A 19,908-nucleotide genomic window follows, 5' to 3' on the forward strand; every position below is an offset into this window, starting at 1 on the left:
ATCCCTTTCGCAGTAGCTGGCACACAGGCCAACGGTGCCAGATGCGACCGTCGCCAGAGGCTACTGCAGGAGCCACTAAAACGCCACCAGCCGAAACAGGAATGCCCACGGGGTTTCATCAACCCCGTGGGCAAAGCCCCTGATCAGGCAATCAACGCCTTCACCACGTCATCGTCCGCGGCTGCGGCGATGGACGCCAGGTACTGCCCATAGCTGGTCTTCTTCAGCGCCGAGGCCCGGGCCAGCAACTGCGCCTGGTTGATCCAGCCGTTCTGGAAGGCGATCTCTTCCAGGCAGGCCACTTTCAGGCCCTGGCGGTTCTCAATGGCCTGGACGAAATTGCCGGCTTCGAGCAGCGAATCGTGGGTGCCGGTGTCGAGCCAGGCGAAGCCACGGCCCAGCACGTTGACGTTCAGCGTGCCACGCTCGAGGTACGCGTTGTTGATGTCGGTGATCTCCAGCTCGCCACGGGCCGACGGCTTGACCTGCGCCGCGATATCGAGCACCTGGTTGTCATAGAAGTACAGCCCGGTGACCGCGTAGTTGGACTTGGGCGCCTTGGGCTTCTCCTCGATGCTGATCGCCTTGCCCTGGGCGTCGAACTCCACCACGCCGAAGGCCTGCGGGTCGGCCACGTAGTAGCCGAACACCGTGGCGCCGTTTTCACGGCTGGCGGCCTGGCGCAGGGTGTCGCTGAACTGGGTGCCGTAGAAGATGTTGTCCCCCAGCACCAGGCAGACGTTGTCGTCACCGACGAACTCCTTGCCGATGATGAAGGCCTGGGCCAGGCCATCCGGGCTTGGCTGCTCGGCGTAGCTGAGCTTGATGCCGAACTGGCTGCCGTCACCGAGCATGCGCTGGAAGCCCGGCAGGTCGGTTGGGGTGGAGATCACCAGGATCTCGCTGATGCCGGCCAGCATCAGCACCGACAGCGGGTAGTAGATCATCGGCTTGTCGTAGATCGGCAAGGATTGCTTCGATACACCCAGGGTGATCGGGTGCAGGCGAGTGCCCGAACCGCCAGCCAGCAGGATGCCCTTGTATTTGGTCTTGTTCATGAAACAGCTCCCTTGAAACATGAATGAGGTGGGGGTTCAGGCAGCGTTGCCCAGGCGTTCCAGGCGGTAGGCGCCATTGAGCACGCGCTGCCACCAGCCACGGTTGTCGAGGTACCACTGCACGGTCTTGCGCAGCCCGGTCTCGAAGGTCTCCTGCGGGGTCCAACCCAGCTCTTCGGCGATCTTGCTGGCGTCGATCGCATAGCGCAGGTCGTGCCCGGGCCGGTCGCTGACGAACTCGATCAGGTCGCTGTAGGCCTGGACGCCCTCGGGCTTGTTCGGCTGCAACTCCTCGAGCAGCGCGCAGATGCCTTGCACCACGTCCAGGTTGCGGCGCTCGTTGTGGCCACCGATGTTGTAGGTCTGCCCCACTTCGCCACGGGTCAGCACGGTGTACAGGGCGCGGGCGTGGTCCTCGACATGCAGCCAATCGCGGACCTGCGCGCCGTTGCCATACACCGGCAGCGGCTTGCCGTGCAGGGCGTTGAGGATCACGTGCGGGATCAACTTCTCGGGGAAGTGGTGCGGCCCATAGTTGTTCGAGCAGTTGGTCACCAACACCGGCAGCCCGTAGGTGCGGCCCCAGGCGCGGACCAGGTGGTCGCTGCCGGCCTTGCTCGCCGAGTAGGGCGAGCTGGGCGCATAGGGGGTCTGCTCGGTGAAGAAGTCATCGGTGCCTTCCAGGTCGCCGAACACTTCGTCGGTGGAGATGTGATGGAAGCGGAACGCCGCGCGGGCTTCAGGCGCCAGGCCGTTCCAGTAGCCACGGGCCACTTCCAGCAGCGTCGCGGTGCCCAACACGTTGGTGCGGATGAAGGCGTCCGGGCCCTCGATCGAGCGGTCGACGTGCGATTCGGCCGCCAGGTGCATCACCGCCTGGGGCTGGAACTCGGCGAAGATCCGCTGCAGGTGCGCCTTGTCGCAGATATCGGCCTGGTAGAAGCGGTAGCGCGGGGAGTCGGCCACGCCGGCCAACGACTCGAGGTTGCCGGCATAGGTCAGGACGTCGACGTTGGCCACGTGGCAGTCGGTGTTTTGGATCAGGTGGCGGACCACGGCCGAGCCGATGAAGCCCGCGCCGCCGGTAATCAAGATGTTCACGCAAGTACTCCTGTAATTCGTGTGGTGAGTCCGTTCACGGTGTTCAGTTGACCAGGGCGACCCAATACTTGTTGAGGGCGCCTTTGAGGATCAGCAACGACTGGATGCAGGTGAAGCTTTCGTCGGTGGTGGCCGAGGTGGTGTTCAACGGGCCGAAGCCGCCGTCTTTCTTCTGGTGCCGGGCAATCCAGTCCGACACCCCTTGCTTGTCCCGCGGCTCGGCATCGAGCAGGTACAGGCCGGCCACTGCCATGTAGCTACCGACCAGGCTGACCGCCTTGCCCGGGCGATACAGGAACGGCCCGTCGGCTTGCTGCAGCCCTTGCAGCCAGGCCACGGTGGCCTGGGCATCCACCAGTTCGCGGTCCAGCGCATGCAACAGCGACAGGGCGCGATAGGTGGAGAAGGTGTCGGGCGGGTTGCCTGGGCGGTTGGCGAAACCGCCATCGGCGTGACGGCAAGCCAGGATGAAGTCCAGCAGCGCCTGGGGTTGGTTCGCTTGTGCGCCCAGTACGTGCAGCGACAACGCCGCCAGGTTGCTGTGCCAGATATCGGACTGGTAGCCCGGCACGTTGCCAAAGCCACCATCGGCCTGCTGGCACTGGCGCAGGTAGGCGACGCAGGCTTGTTCCGCACGTGGCGCGCTGCCCAGCAGACGCAGGGAAATCACCGCGCAGTAGGTGGCGAACACGTCGCTGAGCTGACCAGGTTGCTCGGAGAAGCCACCATCGGGGTTCTGCGAGGCCTGGATGCAGGCTACCAGGCTGGCACTGTCCTCGATGTCCGCCTTCAGCGCGTACAAGTCGGAAATCACGTGCAACGCGGAGAACACCTGCCAGCAACGGTCGGCGCGGAAGCCCTGGGGCGCCAACTCGGCGGTCAGCCCATAGGGTACCGCGAGGGAGGCGCGCGACTGGCTCAGCCAGTCGTAGTAGGCCGGCAGGTTGACGTCCAGGCTCGGCATCTGCCCCAGGTGGGGCTGCTCCAGTGGACGGCGGTTATCCACCACCCGCAGGGCATTGCCATCGACCGGGGCCCAGGCTTGCGGCGCCGGCAAGGCCGCCGCGTGCACTGCGAGTGCCTTGAGGCAGGCCAGCTGGCTTTCCAGGCTCTTGATGTGCAGGGGCAGGTACGACAGGTTGCCGATGTGGAACACGCCCAACTGCCGAGGCGGCGCCCAGAACTGGCGGATGAAGGGCACCGTCGGATCGACCGGGGTCGACCAGAAGTAACCCTTGCCCAGGAAGAACCCACCATGGTGACTGTCGTGGAAGCCCCCCAACGCCTTGAGCAACTGGTCGCGGCGGGCAGTGGTGTCGTGTGGCTGCGCCAACTCCAGCGCCTCCAGCAGCAAGGCGACGTCCAGGCTGGTCTTGATCGGGAACGGCGATTCGTTGCGCTTGAACGAAGCAAGCCAGTCCGCGCCGACACGCTGGTCGTAGCGCAGGCGATCCCAGAAGCCGCCATAGGCGCTGTCGTGCAGGCGCGCGAAGGTATCTTCAAGCAGCTTGCGCGCCAGTTGCAGCATCTCCTGGTGGCTGTTGGCCCGCGCCCAGCGGGCCAGGGCCGCCACGGCACGCGCCCGGCTGGCGGTGTTGCGCAAGGTGCCGGCGCCCAGGCCATCAAGCTCGGCACGCACTTCGTCCTCGAGTTTCCAGACGTGCTGCTGCAGGTGGGTGAGCAGCGCCTGGTCCCCCTTGCAGGCGCACAGGCTGCACAACAGGTTGACCGCGCCGATGTCCACCTCGATCGGCATGTGCCCATCGATCACCGCGCGCCAGTCGCTGCTGAGCACACCCCCGAACAGACGGTTGTCATAGACCTGCTGCAGGCGCTGGCTCAAGCCCACGGTCACGCTCTTCAACTGCGCATCGTCACGCCGCAGGCGGCGGAACTCGAGTACTGCGCGCAGGGCATCGAACTGGACCGCCAGGGTCCGGCAGCGCCCAGAGCCATGCGGGTTCCAGAAACGGTCGCCCAATTCGATGAAGCCATCCTGGCTGGCATCGTGCAGCGCCAGCAACCCGGCCAGCGCGAACTCGGCCTGCTCGGCCTCGCCATGGGCGGCGAAGAACAGCGTCGCCGCCGCCTGGTCCTCCAGGCGCTTGTCGCTGCTGATGCGTAGCGCACCGGTAGCGTCGGTGACTGCCAGAAAGCCACCCTCTTCCCTGTCCATCAAGGCTTCGGCCATGAAGGTATATGAGGCGCTGTGCATTGCCCTCTCCCTGAATAATGCTGTGGATGATGTTGCTTACTGAGCCAGGCTGAGAATCCGGCTGGCGGCACGCTGGGCACCCAGGCCATCGGGTGCGGCGACACGCTGGTGAGCACCGAAGTAGGTTGGCGCCGCGGTATCCTTGTCCAGCTCGGCGCCGATCAGCTCGGCAATCCGCGCGGCCTCGCAACCCAGGTAGGTCGGGAAGCCCAGGCGCCCCAGGCGGTCGAGCGCCTCGGCCTCGTGGTACTCGGACTTCGACGGCAGCACGAACAGGGTCGGAATGTTCAGCGCGGCGATCTCGGTCACGGTGATCCAGCCCGGCGCCGACACCAGCAGGCTGGCTTCGCGCAGCAGGCCCATCCAGTCCGGGTAGTACGGCACGCTGATGACGCCTTCGCGCGGGGCGATATCCTGACGGCCGAGCAACACCATCTTCAGCTCCGGGCGCTCTGCGCGCAGACGCTCGAAGGCCTCCAGGTAGCCGTTGAGCAGGTTCTGCTTGCTCTCGGCGAACATGGTGGTGCCGCTGATGGAGGCGACAACGAACGGACCGTCACCCAGGCCCAGGTCGGCGCGTACGGTAGAGGCGTTGGTCTGAGTGAAATCACGGATCATCGGCCCAACGAAATGCGCCTTGCCCGAGTGCAGCGCGCTGGCCACCGGCGTGCCGTTGTCCATCTCCGGGATGTAGGGCTTGTCGGTCAGCACCAGTTGGCTCTGCTCGATCATCCACGAAAACTGCTTGTGCAAGGCAAGGCGCGCCCGGTTCAGGTCTTCGGCGTTGAGTTCGAAACCACCTTCGCTCAGGTCCTCGTCGGTTAGCTGGCACAAGGTGAAGTCGTAGCGCTCGGTGACGAACACCAGGGGCGTGCGGCTGAAGATCGCCGCCAGGCAAGCCGCCATGTTGAAGTCGGAAATCACCACGCGAGGCTTGTGTTCCTCGATGATCGCCAGGTAGGCCAGCATGCGTTCGCTGGACAGGAACGTGTTGGAAATGTAGCCGGCGATATAGCTGCCCCAGTCAAGCTGGCGCGACAGGTTGCTCTTTTTCGAATAGTCCATCAGTTGCCCGGCGACATCGATCACCTCGATGCCCGAGCCTTCGAACATCGGGGTGAACACGTCCTGCAGCGAGGCCAGGGCCACCTTCAGGTCGATATCGGGGTTGCGATCCTTCAGGGCACGGCCGATCGACAGCACACGCATGTTGTGACCGGAACCGGTGGGTGCGGGGGCGAACAGAATCATGCGACTTCCTCCTTGAGTTGAATGATGCCTTTGACTACCGAGTGTGCAGGTACATCGCGAATGACGACGGCGTAGGGTTCGACCACCACGTCGTCGCCAAGGGAAACAGGGCCGACGATCAATGCGCCGGTACCGATACGGCAGCGCTTGCCGATGCTGATGGGGGCGGCCTTCCAAGGCAGCGAGCGGTAGCCATGATCGTGCGAGGACGACACCAGGGTGACCTGGTCGTCGAGCTGGCTGTGCTCGCCGATGACGACACCACCAGCCCCTTCGATGACCACGCCACGCCCCAGGCCGACGTGCTCGCCAAGGGCGATACCGCCTTGATCGTGCATGCCACCGCGCCGAATGCTACGGCCGATCAGCACGCAGTCCTCACCGATATGTACAGAAGCGCCACCGGACAGTTCGGCGTCGATCAGCGCACTGTCGGCGATACGCCAAGCACTAAGCTGCGGGTTTTGCTGATGCACGAGAGGCAATGCGCAGGAGGCACGATCGAGGAAAGAAGGTAGGCCCTCGCGCTGACGCTTGAGCACTTTCTGCAGGACCGGCGCGGGGTCGGGCCAGCCATCCTCACTGACCTGGCGACGGGCGATCAGCCGTGCCGGGCGGCCGACGACGATGCAGTCCTGCTCGACGTCTTCAGTGACCAGTGCGCCTGCGGCCACCACCGCTCCGGCACCGATGTGCACGCCGGGCATAAGGGTTGCCCGGGCACCGATCCAGGCGCCACGACCAACACGGATGGGGTGTTCCTTGCTGCCGCGAGCGACGACGCCGGTGGCCAGCATGCCGCGATCGGCGACATCCAGGTGCTCGAGGCGGCACTTGAAACCGATGAAGCACCCCTGACCCAGGGTCACGCCCTGGAGGTGGTTGCCAGCGCGAACCCAGCTGGCGTCGCCAATGCGGGTGTCGGACGAGACGCGCGTTCCGACTTCGACAAGCCATGTTGTCTGCATCACACAATCCCTTGCCTGTTCGGATGCAGCGCGTGGTTTCGCCATGGCGAAAGTCAGACGTGCATCCCGGTTGCGAATCCTTGCATGGGGTGTCGCCACTCTGGCGTGACCTGCTGTCCAGGCCTGCCGATTTCGAGGGGTTAGAGCCGCCCTGCGAAGCTAATAATGTACTAGTCAATTAGTACTGTTCGCATATCCTAGTACAGACAAAATGCCTAGGCAACACGTTTTCTGTGCCGGTCGTTAGAAAATTTCAGGGCAGTCAAGATGCACAAAAAGGTTTCGATAATGTGAAAAATGGCTGAATTTAGCGTGGAATCTGCACAAAAATCCACAGACACAGCAAAAACGCAACCGGCCACTCATGTGGCCGGTTGCGTTGAGATAAACACAGAGGCTGGCCAAAGGCCAGCTAGCGGATGAGCGGTCAGTGCGCGAGACGATCCGGGACGATGGTGTCCCAATTGCCCATGGCATGGCCTGCCACTTTCTCCAGCGCATCGCGTGGTGAACCGTCACGCGCCACCATGGCCATGCCGCGCTGTACCACGCCGTAGTAGTTGGCCAGGCTCTCGCAGTCGACATGCTCGCCGATCTCACGGCTGGCCTGCCCGAGGCGCAGGCGGTTCTTCAACATCTCGAAGGGCTTGCAGCGCAGCACCTTGAGCCCGACCCTGAGGTTGGGCAAGGGGGAATTGAGGTCGGTCTGGGTGACGAAACAACCGTGGGGACGGTCTTCACGGGTGAGGATCCTGGCGGTTGCCAGCAGGACGGCCTGGATCGAGTCCTGCGCCCGTTCATACTTGTACAGCTCGCTCCAGATTTCCTCGCCAACCGTGGACCAGTAAAGCTCCAGCGCTTCGAGGAACAGGTCCTCCTTGGAGCCGAAGGCGGCATAGAGGCTGGGCGACTTGATCTTCATCACCCCCATCAGCTCACTCAGCGACGTGCCATCGTAGCCCTTGTCCCAAAACAGCAGCATGGCCTTGACCAGCGCTTCGTGACGATCGAACTCCCGGGGTCTTCCACGACCACTCATATCTACTTCTCCCTTCTAACAACGGGTGGATCGCAACCTGGGCAGTCACAACCCGGATCCCACTGCGCCGCCCAGGCCACCCATGACCTGCAGGCCTTGCGCGGCAGGGCGTGCAGCGGCAATACGTGAACGGCGTTACAAAAAGAATTGTATTGTACTAATACATCCGTACAATCAGCGGTGTGCGAATGATATGCGGTCGCCTGCGGGGTACGTCAACCCCGGCTTACAAACAATAAGTCATGGCGTACATGCATGATCGCCAAAGCTTTTTTAGCGAAGATCACTCACCGAAGGAGCGTCTCAGCAATGGATGTTGCAACCTACAGAAATGCCATGGCCCGGCTTGGCGGCGCCGTCTCGATCATCAGCACCGACGGCCCCAGCGGTCGCCATGGCTTCACCGCGTCCGCCGTGTGCAGCGTCACCGACACCCCGCCCACCCTGCTGGTGTGCATGAACAACCAGTCGCGCCAGCGCAGCAGTTTCGAAGAAAACGGCGTGCTCTGCGTGAACGTGCTGCGCGGTGACCATCAACATCTGTCGGGTATCTTCGCCAACAAGCACCTGGACATGGAGCAACGTTTCCAGGCAACCCCCTGGTCTATCGGCCACAGTGGCGCACCGACCATGGACGAGGCGCTGGTCTGCTTCGACTGCCGGATCAGCGAAATCCATACGGTCGGCAGCCACAGCATCTTCTATTGCCAGGTACTTAATATCGACAGCGCCCAGCATCCGGAAGGGTTGATCTATTTCGACCGTGCCTATCATCGCGTTGCCGCGCCCGACCAGTCCGCAGCCTGAAGACTTCCGGAGAACACGCGTCATGGACAATCTCTGGACTTCGCTGCCGCTACCTGGCCTGAGCGACGATCAAAGGCACTGGCTGTTCGCCCCAGGCTCGCTGACCTTGCGCCTCAAGGCGCTGGGCCGGTTCAGCATGGATGTGACCCAGCAGCGGATCGATTTCCCCGAACCCGGTGAAGCCCATGCCCTGGGCTGCACCACCGACAGCCCTGCCTGGATCCGTGAAGTGGCCTTGAAAGTCGACGACCAGGTCATGGTCTGCGCCCGCAGCCTGACGCCGATGCGCGAGAGCCGGCCGGCCTGGCCGGAGCTTGCCGGCTACGGCGCCGAGCCATTGGGCAGCATGCTGTACAACTCGCAGGATATTCAGCGCGGTGCTTTCGAATGCCAGCGCCCGCAGGCCGATGACCCGCTGTGGCGCCTGGCCACGTCGCTCGGCCAGCCAAACGGCAAGCTGCTGGCCCGCCGCTCGCGCTTCCTGCGCGACGGCCAGCCACTGCTGATCGCCGAATGCTTTGTCGAGCGCTTCTGGGTTTTACTACAGGAGAGGAGCGCGCCGCTGAAACTGGCGATCTGAGCCAAGGGCGCGCTTGTGGGGGGAAGGCGAATCAGCCTTCTTCCAGGCGGGCTTCGTTGTCGCGGATGACCTGCGAGGTGTGCGGGTCTTTGTCGACGGCCTCGAGCAGGGAGCTGAGCAGGCCAGGGAAACGGGCTTCCAGGTCATCCCGGCGGATCGACAGCAGGTTCTCACGGCCATAAGGGCGTTGCCAGATCACACCGCTGTCGCGCAGCACGCGCCAGTGGTGGGTCATGGTCGACTTGGAGGCACCTTTGAGGATGCGCCCGCAAGGGTGTTCTTCGCCATCGGAGAGGACCTTCAGCACAGTCAGGCGCAACGGGTTGCCAAGTGCTGTCAGGACGTTTTCCAGGCGGATCTGCTCGATGCTGGGGTGGTTGGCAGTGTACATGCAATAACCTCAATAGCTTTACAAGGATCACCACGCGCCGGATCGCCTGCGCGGTACCGTCCGTGGTTTCCCCGTATTGATCAGGCGCGATTCCATGTCGCGCTCCTGGGAAGCCGAGTCCGAACCTGGCAATACCCCATAGGGACAGCATGTTCCCAACTATCTAGGGCCATCAGTCGATGGCTGCCTGCCTCTGGAATCACGACTGTTTGTTAGTACGAACAGTGTAGGACTATACACCATTGTTACAACCGTTCGCGAGTCAAACTCGTTCCATGTGCTACCTGCAAGCATCAAGGCGCAACCCATTTACCCTTGTAAAACAGGACGTTGTGCAAAGGGACGAATTTAAGAAAGGGAGTGTTTCAAGGTGTAAAGCCTGCGCCGGGTGCAACCCCGGCGCAGGCTGAAGGGGCACTCAACGTACAGCGTTTGGCTCAGGCTGGTAGCCGCCCCCCAACGCTGTGACCAGGCTCACCGCCGAGTCGATCTGCTTGCTGCTGAGCAGGGCCAGGCGCATTTCATCTTCGATCAACTGCTCTTCGATGTTCAGCGAGTCAAGGAAGTTGTTTTCCCCGACTTCGAAACGTTCGACAGCCAGGTCGAAGGACGACTGCGCCGTGTCGCGTGCGGTGCGTTGCAGGCCGATCTGTCGGTTCACCGCCTGCAACTCGGTCACCGAGGTCGCCACCTGGTGCAGTGCCGTGTTCAGCGTGGCGTTGTAGCCGGCGATCGCCAGGTCCAGGTCGGCGTTGCTCTGCTTGAGCTCGGAGCGCAAGCGCCCGGCATCGAACAAAGGCAGGGTCACGGTCGGCGCGATGTTCCAGAAGCGGCTGATGCTGTCGTTGAAACTGTCACCGGACATGGCATGAATCCCGCCCCCGGCGCGCAGATTGATGTTGGGGTAGAAACGCGTCTTCACCGACGCCACGGTCTGGGTCTGCGCCTCGACCCGCCAGCGCGCCGCGACGATGTCGGGGCGGCGCCCCAACAGTTCGGCGGGCAGGTTTTCCGGCAAGGCGGCTTCGTCACTCTTGAGCGGCTTGGGCCGGGCGATGTCATGGGCGCCATCGACGCCAGTGCCCAGCAACGCCGAGAGCTGCAGACGGGCCACCTGCACATCGCTCCTGGCACCCAGCAGGCTGGCCTCGGCGCGTGCCACAAGGCCATCGACCCGCTGTAGCTGGGACTTGTTGTCCAAGCCATTGTGGAAGCGATCGCCAGTCAGGCTCTGCAGGTTGCGTAAGCGCTTCAGATCACGCTCGCTGAGGTCGACCACATCCCAGGCGTAGGTCAACTGGTTGTAGGCCTTGACCACGTTGGCCGCCAGCAGCAGGCGCGCCGACTGCAACTCGACCTCCGCCGCCCGCGCCTGGCTGACCGAAGCCTCCCAGGCGCTGCGCTTGCCGCCCCACAGGTCCAGATCGTAGTCGAAGGTCACGCCCAGGCTGCGCACGGTGACATAGCGGTTGCCCTGCCCGGCGTAATCCTCGCTGCGCGACAGCCGCGAGCGCTTCACGTCGCCGAAGGCGTCCACCTGCGGCGCCCGGTCGGCGCCGTAGTACTCCTGGTAGGCGTTGGCTTTGTCGGCCCGCGCCCGCACTTCCTGCAACCCGGGGTTGTTCTGCCAGGCCTTGGCCACCAGCCCGTCCAGCTGGGCGTCGCCGTAGCGCTGCCACCATTGCCCTTGCGGCCAGGGGGCGGCCGGCAAACGGGCGTCGGCCAGGGTGCTCGAAGGCGCGCCTTCGGGGGTCAGCAGGGTTTGATGGTGGTCGATGCCGGCGTGGTTGACGCAACCGCTCAGGGCCACCAGGGCCGCCAGCGACAGCGGCCATGCACAACGTGTGATTTTCAACATGCGATTATCCCCGTGCCGGCGCGTCGATGGCCTGGCCTTCAGTGCTGTCGGCAGGCGTAGGCTTGGGCTGCCTGGCGGTGCTGAGCAGGCTGTAGACCGTCGGCAGGATGAACAGGGTGAACAGGGTGCCGATCAGCATCCCGACGACGATCACCAGGCCCAGGCCGAAGCGGCTGTTGGCCCCGGCACCGGTGGCGAAGATCAGAGGGGCCAGGCCCACGACCATGGCCGCGGTGGTCATCAGGATCGGCCGCAGGCGCACTTCAGCGGCGTGGCGGATCGCTTGCAATTTGCCCATGCCGTGGTGCATCTGCAGTTCGTTGGCGAACGCCACCATCAGGATGCCGTGCTTGCTGATCAAGCCAATCAGCGTGATCAGGCCGATCTGCGTGTAGATGTTCAACGAGGTGTAGCCCAGCGCCAGCGGCAGCAGTGCCCCGCAGATCGACAGCGGCACGCTGATCAGGATGATGAACGGGTCGATGAAGCTCTCGTACTGCACCGCCAGCACCAGGTAGATGATCACCAGGGCAAAGGCGAAGGTCAGCACCAGGGTGTTGCCCTCCTGCACGAACTGGCGGGTATCCGACTGCCAGTCGTAGGTGTAGCCGGCCGGGAACTGCTTGGCCTGTTCGCTGAGGAAGGCCACGGCATCGCCCAGGGTCACGCCCGGTAGGGGGATGGCCTGGAAGGTCGCGGCGTTCTGCTGGTTGAACTGTGGGCGCAGGTTCGGCTCGACCTTGACCTTGATGGTGGCCAGGGTCGACAGCGGCACCAGGTTGCCGTGCTGGTCCTTGACGTAGTAGCGGTTCAACGCCTCGGGGGTCAGGCGATCCTGTGGTACCGACTGCGGAATCACGTCGTAGGAGCGGCCGTGGTAGGCAAAGCGGTTGACGTACTTCTCGCCGATCAGGCTGTTGAGGGTCTTGCCGATGTCGCTCATGCGAATGCCCATGGCGTTGGCCTTGGCCCTGTCGACCTGCACCTCGACCACCGGGTTGTTGAAGTCCAGGTCGCTGTCGACCACGGCGAACAGGCCGCTGCTGCGGGCACTGGCCTTGAGCTTGTCCATCACATCGAACAGCGATTGGTAGTCCTGGTCGCTGCGCACCACCATCTGCACCGGCAGACCGCCCGTGGAGCCCGGCAGTGGCGGCATCTGGAAGACGAAGATGCTGGTGCCTTCGATCTGGCTGACGCGTTGCTGCAGCAAGGGCTGGATCTGGTTGGCGCTACGTTCGCGCTTGTCCCAGTCGACCAGGTTGATGCCACCGACACTGTTCGACAGGCCGTCGGTGCCGTTGGCCACCCAGTCGCTGTAGCCTTCCGGGAACTCCTTGAACACTTCGTGGAGCTTTTCCGAGAACGCCTCGACGTAATGGATGTTGGCATGTTGCGGTGCCTTGATCGCGGTCAGCAGGATGTTCTGGTCTTCCAGTGGCGCCAGCTCGCTCTGCGCCGATTTATACAGTACCGGCAGGCTGAAGAAGATCACCAGGGCGATGGCCAGGCTGATCCAGCGCTTGGACAACGACACCCCCAGCAACTTGCCATACCGCTCGGCCAACCAGTGGAAGAAGGCCTCGGCCTTGCGCGCCATGTAGCCTTCGCTGGACTTGGCATCGAGCAAGCGGGTGCTCATGATCGGCGACAGGGTCAGGGCGACGATGCCGGACACCACCACCGAGCCGGCCAGGGTCAGCGCGAACTCCTTGAACAGGGTGCCGGTCAGGCCGCCCATCAGACCAATCGGCGCGTACACTGCAGCCAGGGTGAAGGTCATCGCCACCACCGGCCCCGCCACTTCGCGGGCACCGAGCAAGGCGGCTTCGAACGGCGTCTTGCCCTCCTCGATATGCCGGTGAACGTTCTCCACCACGACGATCGCGTCATCCACCACCAGGCCGATCGCCAGCACCATCGCCAGCAGCGTCAGCAGGTTCAGGCTGAAGCCGAACATCTGCATCAGCACCGCGGCACCGAGCATCGACAGCGGGATGGTCACCAGCGGGATCAGCACGGTGCGGAAGGTACCCAGGCACAGGTAGATCACCAGGACCACGATCACCAGCGCTTCGATCAGGGTGTGGGTCACCTCGTCAATGGACGACTGGATGAAGTGCGCCACCTCGAACGGGATCTGCACTTTCACGCCTGGCGGCAGGGTCTTCTCGATTTCCGGGATCAGTGCCTTGACCGCGTTGACGATAGTCAGCGGGTTGCCGGTGGGCGCGGCGTCGAGGCCGAGGAACATCGCCGGGACCGCGCTCATTGCGCCGCTGGTGTCGAACGATGCGGCGTTGAGCTCGACGGTGCCGACATCACGCACGCGGATGATGTTGCCGTTGTCGTTGCGCAGGACCATGTCCTTGAAGTCTTCGACGCTGGTCAGGTCGGTGTTGATGCGCAGGTTGCTGACCACATACAGGCCTTTGACCTGGCCGGGCGCGGCCTGGAAGTTGTTCTCCTTGATCGCATCGGCCACGTCCTGGCCGGTGATGCCGTAGCCGGCCAGCAGGTCCGGGTCCAGCCACAGGCGCATGGACATGGTCTGGCCGCCCAGCACGTTGATCTTGGCCACGCCATCGATGCCCGAGAACATCGGCTCGACCACCCGCGAGATGTAGTCGGCCACTTCCGGCATCGACAGTTGCTCGCTGGAGAACGCCACGTAGGCGACGCTGGTGAAGCCGCCGGAAGTGCGCTCGATCACCGGGTCATAGGCTTCGGCGGGCAGCTTGTAGCGGATCTGGTTGACCTTGGCCATCACCTCGGTGAGGGCGTTGATCGAGTTGCTGTTGAGCTGCATGCGCACGGTGACCAGGCTCTTGCCCTGGGTCGAGCTGGACGACAGGTAGTCGATGCCCTCGACCGAGGCCACGGCCTGGCTGATCGGCTGGGTCACGAAGCCCTGCATCAGTTCGGAGGAGGCACCGGGGTACTGGGTGGTGATGGTGATGGTGGAGGTTTCCAGCATCGGGTACTGGCGCACCGGCAGCTTGGTGAACGCCATGACCCCGAACAGCAGGATCAGCGTGCTGACCACCAGCGCCAGCACGGGCCGGCGCAGGAAAATATCGGTGAAATGCATGATCGTTCCTCAGCGCTGGACATTGAGCCGCACGGTGTCGGCCACAGGCTCGATGGCGACGCCGTCCTGCAGCTTGATCTGCCCGGAGGTCACCACTTCGTCGCCCGCCTGCAGGCCCTTGGCGACCACCGCCAGGCCATCGCGGCGCTCGCCAATACTGATGTTCTGCCGGCGGACCTTCTTCAAGCCGTTCTCTTCGTAGGTGACGAACACACTCTCGCCATAGGCGTTGTAGGTGATCGCGGTTTCTGGCACTACCAGCTCATCCTTGCCCGGCAACTGCACCTTGACCTTGGCGTACATGCCCGGGCGCAGCTTGCCCTGGTGTTCCTTGAGCAGCGCCTGGACCTTGATCACGTGCGAGTTGTTCACCTGCGGATCGATGGCGCTGACCGTGCCTTCGAACTTCATGCCACTCCATGCATCGACAGCCAGCTCCACGGCCTGGCCCTTGACGATGTTGGCGCTGTCACGCTCGGAAACGGTGAAGTTGACCCGCAGGCCATTGAGGTCGGTGAGCGTGGCCAGTGGCCGACCGGCCTGCACGTAGTCCCCCAGGTGCACCTGGCGAATCCCCAGCTCACCGGAGAACGGCGCGCGGATGGTCTTCTGCGCGATCTGCGCCTGGATGTTCTCGAGATTGCCCTTGGCCGCATCGAACTGCGCCCGCGCGCTGTCCAGCGCGCGCTGGCTCTCGGCGCCATTGCGCGCCAGGGCCTGCAGGCGCCCGTAGTGGGTCTTGGCGGCTTCGAACTCACCGCGCAGGCGCGTCAGCTCGCCCTCTTCCGGCGAGGTGTTGAGCCTGACCACCACGTTGCCGGCCTTGACCTGGTCACCCGAGTCGAAGGCCAGGGCGACCACCTGGCCGCTGACTTCGGCCGACAGCAACACCTGCTGGCGGGCCTCGATCTGGCCGATGGCAACCTGGTAATAGGTGTACGGCACCTGCTTGACCTTGGCCAGGGCCGCGGGTACCAGAACGGGGGCGGGCGCCGGCTCTTCTCCATGAGCCATGTAACGCAGCGTCAAGCCCCCCAGTACCGCAAGCGTGACTACCGACGCCGTTACCTTCCCTAGATAGTGTTTCGCCCGCATGACTTACCCCCTGTCGCCTGAATCGGCAACCGTCTGGAAATTCAACATTTAAAAACTCCAACTGCACGCTGCTGGCCCGGTCGGGCTGACCGGGGTTGCATCGGCTGAACGTCGGTGACTGGCGATGACCGCCAGATCAATAGATTTTGCTGGTCTGCGCCTTGGCCAGGTACAGCTTGCCCAGGCCGAACAGGTTCAACGGCGACAGGACGAAGTGCTTGGAGCCGACATGAATGTCGCGCAGGCTGCGCTCAAGCGCGCAGGTCTTGTAGACCGCCTTGGAACCCGTCAACCCGTGCAGCTGGTTGACGGCATTGAGCGCGTGCTCGTTGAGCAGCGAGCCGGCCAACCCGACCCGCACGTTCATGCCGTCGCCGTCGGCCAGCTGGGCCTGGGTGATGGCGTCCTCCAGCAGCAGCTGGGCGGTGTGCAGTTGCGCCAGGACGATACCGGTCTTCTCGCTGGTCAAGGCGGCCACGCCCTCATCGGCGGGTACGGTGCGCTCGTCGCGGAAGTACTCCAGTGCGGCCTTGGCCACACCCAGCACAGTGCCCATCGCGGCGATGGTGCCGAAGTCGTAGTAGCCCACCTTGTAGGCCAACGAGGCGCGCGGCGCCGGAGCCTTCTTCAGCGATTCGGGGTCGACACAGTAATGTGCCGGCACGAAGACATTGCTGCATTCGAAGTGGTTGCTGCCGGTGCCGCGCATGCCCATCACATCCCAGGTCTTGAGGATGCGGCATTCGCTGCGTGGCACGAAGAGCATGCGCACCTGTGGCTGCGAGCCATCGGCGACTTCCTGCTTGAGGGTGGCGGTACACACCAGCCAGTCGGCATGGGCCGAGCCGCTGGCAAAGCCCCATTTGCCGCTGACGCGGTAGCCACCTTCGACGGCAATGGCTTCGCCGCCCGAGTGGATCGCGCCGACCACGAAGCCGTTGCACCCGCTATAGATCGCCTGCGCGGCCTGCTCGGGGAGGTAGTCGGCCAGGCGGCCCATGGCAACCTGCACCATCACCTGCCACGACACCGAAGCGTCGAGGGCGGCGAGGCGCTGGACGATCTGCGAGATGACCCGCATGTCCAGTTGCTGGCCACCGAAGGCCTTGCTCACGCACAGGCGGGAAAAGCCCAGCTTGAACAGCTCGGCCATGACTTCAGGGTGGGTTTCGCCGTGCTCTTCGGCGTAGTCGCGGTGCCGCAGGATCAGCGGCCTGACCGCCTCGATACGGGCCATCCATTCTTCTGCCTCGGCAGGCAGGTCACGCCACTGCATCAATGTCTTCATGTTCAGCTCCTTGCTGTGTGGGATGAATCCTGGGTCCGTGTCGACATCGAACGAGGCCAATGTACGCATACAGTCGTACTGTTGCAACCCCCTCGTACAATCTTTCTATAAAGCGTGTTTGGAAACTCTGGAGACAGGTATTCAGGCGTGAGCGCCGGCAAACATCAGGCAACAGCTTCGATCGGCGGGATATCTGTAGGGCTGCCGACAGAAAGGCACGGCGCCTCGCGCCGTGCCCTGGGGCGGGTTTCAACGTTCGTCGAAGGGGATACCGCCCTTGGCTTTGTCGCCGGGCGGAGCCTCGACGATCTGCACCACCACGTGCTCACGGGCGATCTCGAAGCTGTTGGCCACCGCCTCGGTCACCGAGCGCAGCAGTTTTTTCTTCTGCAGGTCGGAACGGCCTGCGGTTGCATAGACGATCACTTCTGGCATGTCGCTTTTCCTTTGCATGGGGTCCATGGGTGCCGCCAGCGGTGTGCCAGCGAAAGGACGATCATACGCCGGGGAAAAGGAGTTGAACAGTTCGCGTACATGCGTACAATCACGACATTCGTCACACTTCAGGAGGCAAGGATGCAATTTGGAATCTACAGCGTTGGCGACGTGACCCGCGACCCGACCACAGGCCGTATCCCCAGCGAGGCCGAGCGCCTGTCGGCGATGGTGCGCATCGCCCTCAAGGCCGAAGAGGTCGGCCTGGACGTGTTCGCCACCGGCGAGCACCACAACCCACCGTTCGTGACCTCGTCGCCCACCACCCTGCTGGCGTTCATCGCCGCGCAGACCTCACGCCTGATCCTCTCCACCTCGACCACGCTGATCACCACCAACGACCCGGTGCGCCTGGCCGAGGAATACGCAGTGCTGCAGCACCTGTCGGGCGGGCGTATGGACCTGATGCTCGGCCGCGGCAATACCGCGCCGGTCTACCCCTGGTTCGGCAAGGACATCATGCAGGGCCTGCCACTGGCGCTGGACAACTACGACCTGCTGCACCGCCTGTGGCGAGAAGAGAACATCAACTGGGAAGGCCGCTTCCGCACCCCACTGCACCGGTTCACTTCGATTCCCCGACCGCTGGACAACCTGCCGCCCTTCGTCTGGCATGGCTCGATCCGTACCCCGGAGATCGCCGAGCAGGCGGCGCGCCATGGCGATGGTTTCTTTGCCAGCCATATCCTCTGGCCCAAGGGGCACTTCCAGCGCATGGTGGCCTTCTACCGCTCGCGATTCGCCCACTACGGCCACGGCACCCCGCAACAGGCCATGGTCGGGCTGGGCGGGCACATCTACGTCAACCGCCAGTCCCAGGTCGCCCGCGAACGCTTCCGCCCGTTCTTCGACAACGCGCCGGTGTATGGCCATGGGCCTTCACTGGAAGAGTTCATGCGCGAGACGCCACTGTCGGTTGGCAGCCCCCAGGAGATCATCGACAAGACCCTGACCTTCCGCGAGCAGTTCGGCGACTACCAGCGCCAGCTGTTCCTGTTCGACCATGCCGGTATTCCCCTGCCGGAGGTGCTGGACATGCTGGAGCTGTTCGGCAGCGAGATCCTGCCGGTGCTGCGCCGGGAAACCGCCAAGGGGCGCAACCCCGGCGCGGCCGAGCCGCCGACCCACGCCGGGCGCCTCGCCCAGCGCGAACAACGCGTGGAGTAACCAGGCCCGGGCGGCTTACTCGAACAACGCATCCAGCGCCTGTTCAAGGCGGGTCACGGCGATCACCTGCAGACCCGCCGGTGCTTCCTTCGGGGCGTTGCCCTTGGGCACGATGGCGCGCTTGAAGCCATGCTTGGCCGCTTCCTTCAAGCGCTCCTGGCCACTAGGGACCGGGCGCACCTCGCCCGACAGGCCGATCTCGCCGAACACCAGCAGGCCGTGGGCCAGCGGTCGGTTGCGCAGGCTGGACATCACCGCCGCCAGCAGCGCCAGGTCTGAAGCGGTCTCCAGCACCTTGACCCCGCCGACCACGTTGAGGAACACATCCTGATCGTGGGTGGGGATACCGCCATGCCGGTGCAGCACCGCCAGCAGCATGGCCAGGCGGTTCTGGTCCAGGCCCAGAGTTACCCGGCGCGGGTTGGCCAGGTGGCTGTCGTCGACCAATGCCTGCACCTCCACCAGCATTGGCCGGGTCCCCTCCCAGGTGGCCATGACCACGCTGCCTGGCACTTCTTCCTGGGTGCGGTTGAGGAAGATCGCCGAAGGGTTGGAGACCTCTTTCAGGCCGCGGTCGGTCATGCCGAACACGCCCAGCTCGTTGACCGCGCCAAAGCGGTTCTTCACCGCCCGCAGCAGGCGCAGGCGGCCATCGGACTCGCCCTCGAAATACAGCACGGTGTCGACCATGTGTTCCAGCACCCGTGGGCCGGCGAGCGAACCTTCCTTGGTGACATGGCCGACCAGGAAGATCGCCGTGCCGCTCTGCTTGGCGTAGCGCACCAGCAGCGCCGTGCTCTCGCGCACCTGGGCCACGCCGCCGGGGGCCGACTGCAACTGCTCGGTGAAGATGGTCTGGATCGAGTCGATCACCATCACCCGCGGCTTTTCCACGCGCGCGGTGGCGATGATGGTCTCGATGCAGGTCTCGGTCATCACCTTGAGCTGGTCCTGGGGCAAGCCCAGGCGCCGCGAACGCATGGCCACCTGCTGCTGCGACTCCTCGCCGGTGACGTACAGCGCAGGCATCTGCACGGCGATGTTGCACAAGGTCTGCAGGAGGATGGTCGACTTGCCGATGCCAGGGTCGCCACCGATCAACACCACGGAGCCATCCACCAGGCCTCCACCGAGCACTCGATCCAATTCGGTGCTGCTGGTGGTGAAGCGCGGGATCTCCTCGACGCTCACCTCGGCCAGGGTCTTGATCTGTGCCTGCTGCCCGGTCCAGCCTGCACGGCCGCTCGGTGCGGCAGCGCCACCGCTTTCGATCATGGTTTCGACCAGGGTGTTCCAGGCACCGCAGTCGCCGCACTGGCCGGCCCACTTGGGGAACGTCGCGCCGCACTCGGTGCAGCCATACAAGCGCTTGGCCTTGGCCATGGGCGGGGTCTCCTGGAAAAAACCGCCATGATAGCCGAACACGGACGTGTCCCGGAGGCCTCGAAGGGCGACAAAACTATTCGCTCTAAGCACAGTCATTAGCTGCGAACGTCACGCATGA

General features: G+C 63.9%; 16 protein-coding genes. 3 read left to right on the forward strand and 13 right to left on the reverse strand.

The features are described 5' to 3' along the window. Positions 1-143 precede the first annotated feature (143 nt). The 6 genes from rfbA to IM733_RS25575 all read right to left on the reverse strand — a co-directional run bounded on the left by rfbA (position 144) and on the right by IM733_RS25575 (position 7,632). Entirely contained in the window at positions 144-1,058 is a 915-nt protein-coding gene (rfbA, locus tag IM733_RS15800; RefSeq protein ID WP_248917514.1) for a glucose-1-phosphate thymidylyltransferase RfbA, read from the reverse strand. 36 nt (positions 1,059-1,094) lie between these two features. Beyond that, positions 1,095-2,159, reverse strand: coding sequence for a dTDP-glucose 4,6-dehydratase (gene rfbB / locus IM733_RS15805; RefSeq protein ID WP_248917515.1), 1,065 nt, complete (start codon positions 2,157-2,159; stop codon positions 1,095-1,097). Positions 2,160-2,202: 43 nt separating this feature from the next. After that, positions 2,203-4,374, reverse strand: a complete 2,172-nt coding sequence (locus IM733_RS15810) for a prenyltransferase/squalene oxidase repeat-containing protein (protein ID WP_248917516.1) — start codon at positions 4,372-4,374, stop codon at positions 2,203-2,205. A 36-nt stretch (positions 4,375-4,410) separates the two neighbouring features. Then, the gene (locus tag IM733_RS15815) at positions 4,411-5,625 is read right to left on the reverse strand and encodes a hypothetical protein (protein WP_248917517.1); all 1,215 of its coding nucleotides are present in this window, start codon (positions 5,623-5,625) and stop codon (positions 4,411-4,413) included. Beyond that, a complete protein-coding gene (locus IM733_RS15820) occupies positions 5,622-6,593 on the reverse strand; it encodes a DapH/DapD/GlmU-related protein (RefSeq protein WP_248917518.1) in 972 nt (323 codons plus the stop codon). Before IM733_RS15820 ends, IM733_RS15815 begins: the two co-directional genes overlap by 4 nt. Positions 6,594-7,020: 427 nt before the next feature. Continuing rightward, positions 7,021-7,632, reverse strand: coding sequence for a TetR/AcrR family transcriptional regulator (locus tag IM733_RS25575; RefSeq protein ID WP_283107478.1), 612 nt, complete (start codon positions 7,630-7,632; stop codon positions 7,021-7,023). A gap of 309 nt (positions 7,633-7,941) precedes the next feature. On the opposite strand from IM733_RS25575, the gene IM733_RS15830 reads away from it, so the two are divergent. Beyond that, the gene (locus tag IM733_RS15830) at positions 7,942-8,439 is read left to right on the forward strand and encodes a flavin reductase (RefSeq protein ID WP_248917519.1); all 498 of its coding nucleotides are present in this window, start codon (positions 7,942-7,944) and stop codon (positions 8,437-8,439) included. 22 nt (positions 8,440-8,461) lie between these two features. Then, entirely contained in the window at positions 8,462-9,019 is a 558-nt protein-coding gene (locus IM733_RS15835) for a chorismate--pyruvate lyase family protein (protein ID WP_248917520.1), read from the forward strand. A gap of 31 nt (positions 9,020-9,050) precedes the next feature. Here IM733_RS15835 and IM733_RS15840 read toward each other — a convergent pair whose 3' ends face one another. From IM733_RS15840 to IM733_RS15865, 6 genes are all read right to left on the reverse strand, one after another. Continuing rightward, a complete protein-coding gene (locus tag IM733_RS15840; protein WP_248917521.1) occupies positions 9,051-9,410 on the reverse strand; it encodes an ArsR/SmtB family transcription factor in 360 nt (119 codons plus the stop codon). Between the two features lie 418 nt (positions 9,411-9,828). Continuing rightward, a complete protein-coding gene (locus IM733_RS15845; RefSeq protein WP_248917522.1) occupies positions 9,829-11,268 on the reverse strand; it encodes an efflux transporter outer membrane subunit in 1,440 nt (479 codons plus the stop codon). Between the two features lie 4 nt (positions 11,269-11,272). Further along, positions 11,273-14,359, reverse strand: coding sequence for a MexW/MexI family multidrug efflux RND transporter permease subunit (locus tag IM733_RS15850; RefSeq protein WP_248917523.1), 3,087 nt, complete (start codon positions 14,357-14,359; stop codon positions 11,273-11,275). 9 nt (positions 14,360-14,368) lie between these two features. After that, positions 14,369-15,373, reverse strand: a complete 1,005-nt coding sequence (locus tag IM733_RS15855) for an efflux RND transporter periplasmic adaptor subunit (RefSeq protein ID WP_248917524.1) — start codon at positions 15,371-15,373, stop codon at positions 14,369-14,371. Between the two features lie 217 nt (positions 15,374-15,590). Next, positions 15,591-16,742: an acyl-CoA dehydrogenase family protein gene (locus tag IM733_RS15860; protein ID WP_248917525.1), complete on the reverse strand. Its 1,152-nt coding sequence runs from the start codon at positions 16,740-16,742 to the stop codon at positions 15,591-15,593. 249 nt (positions 16,743-16,991) lie between these two features. Further along, positions 16,992-17,204: a tautomerase family protein gene (locus IM733_RS15865; RefSeq protein ID WP_349292545.1), complete on the reverse strand. Its 213-nt coding sequence runs from the start codon at positions 17,202-17,204 to the stop codon at positions 16,992-16,994. 114 nt (positions 17,205-17,318) lie between these two features. On the opposite strand from IM733_RS15865, the gene IM733_RS15870 reads away from it, so the two are divergent. Beyond that, a complete protein-coding gene (locus IM733_RS15870; protein ID WP_248917526.1) occupies positions 17,319-18,404 on the forward strand; it encodes an LLM class flavin-dependent oxidoreductase in 1,086 nt (361 codons plus the stop codon). A 15-nt stretch (positions 18,405-18,419) separates the two neighbouring features. On the opposite strand, the gene radA is transcribed toward IM733_RS15870, so the two are convergent. Further along, entirely contained in the window at positions 18,420-19,787 is a 1,368-nt protein-coding gene (radA, locus tag IM733_RS15875; protein ID WP_011535790.1) for a DNA repair protein RadA, read from the reverse strand. Between the last annotated feature and the right edge of the window lie 121 nt (positions 19,788-19,908).

Origin of the sequence: Pseudomonas entomophila, assembly GCF_023277925.1 — a bacterium.
In the GTDB taxonomy this organism is placed as follows: Bacteria; Pseudomonadota; Gammaproteobacteria; order Pseudomonadales; family Pseudomonadaceae; genus Aquipseudomonas; species Aquipseudomonas entomophila_D.

Coding starts and splice junctions, on each gene's coding strand:
- rfbA (WP_248917514.1), bottom strand. CDS start 1,058: ATGAACAAGACCAAATACAAGGGCATCCTGCTGGCTGGCGGTTCGGGC.
- IM733_RS15815 (WP_248917517.1), bottom strand. CDS start 5,625: ATGATTCTGTTCGCCCCCGCACCCACCGGTTCCGGTCACAACATGCGT.
- radA (WP_011535790.1), bottom strand. CDS start 19,787: ATGGCCAAGGCCAAGCGCTTGTATGGCTGCACCGAGTGCGGCGCGACG.
- IM733_RS15835 (WP_248917520.1), top strand. CDS start 8,462: ATGGACAATCTCTGGACTTCGCTGCCGCTACCTGGCCTGAGCGACGAT.
- IM733_RS15870 (WP_248917526.1), top strand. CDS start 17,319: ATGCAATTTGGAATCTACAGCGTTGGCGACGTGACCCGCGACCCGACC.
- IM733_RS15860 (WP_248917525.1), bottom strand. CDS start 16,742: ATGAAGACATTGATGCAGTGGCGTGACCTGCCTGCCGAGGCAGAAGAA.
- IM733_RS15865 (WP_349292545.1), bottom strand. CDS start 17,204: ATGGACCCCATGCAAAGGAAAAGCGACATGCCAGAAGTGATCGTCTAT.
- IM733_RS15820 (WP_248917518.1), bottom strand. CDS start 6,593: ATGCAGACAACATGGCTTGTCGAAGTCGGAACGCGCGTCTCGTCCGAC.
- IM733_RS25575 (WP_283107478.1), bottom strand. CDS start 7,632: ATGAGTGGTCGTGGAAGACCCCGGGAGTTCGATCGTCACGAAGCGCTG.
- IM733_RS15810 (WP_248917516.1), bottom strand. CDS start 4,374: ATGCACAGCGCCTCATATACCTTCATGGCCGAAGCCTTGATGGACAGG.
- IM733_RS15840 (WP_248917521.1), bottom strand. CDS start 9,410: ATGTACACTGCCAACCACCCCAGCATCGAGCAGATCCGCCTGGAAAAC.
- IM733_RS15855 (WP_248917524.1), bottom strand. CDS start 15,373: ATGGCTCATGGAGAAGAGCCGGCGCCCGCCCCCGTTCTGGTACCCGCG.
- IM733_RS15850 (WP_248917523.1), bottom strand. CDS start 14,359: ATGCATTTCACCGATATTTTCCTGCGCCGGCCCGTGCTGGCGCTGGTG.
- IM733_RS15845 (WP_248917522.1), bottom strand. CDS start 11,268: ATGTTGAAAATCACACGTTGTGCATGGCCGCTGTCGCTGGCGGCCCTG.
- IM733_RS15830 (WP_248917519.1), top strand. CDS start 7,942: ATGGATGTTGCAACCTACAGAAATGCCATGGCCCGGCTTGGCGGCGCC.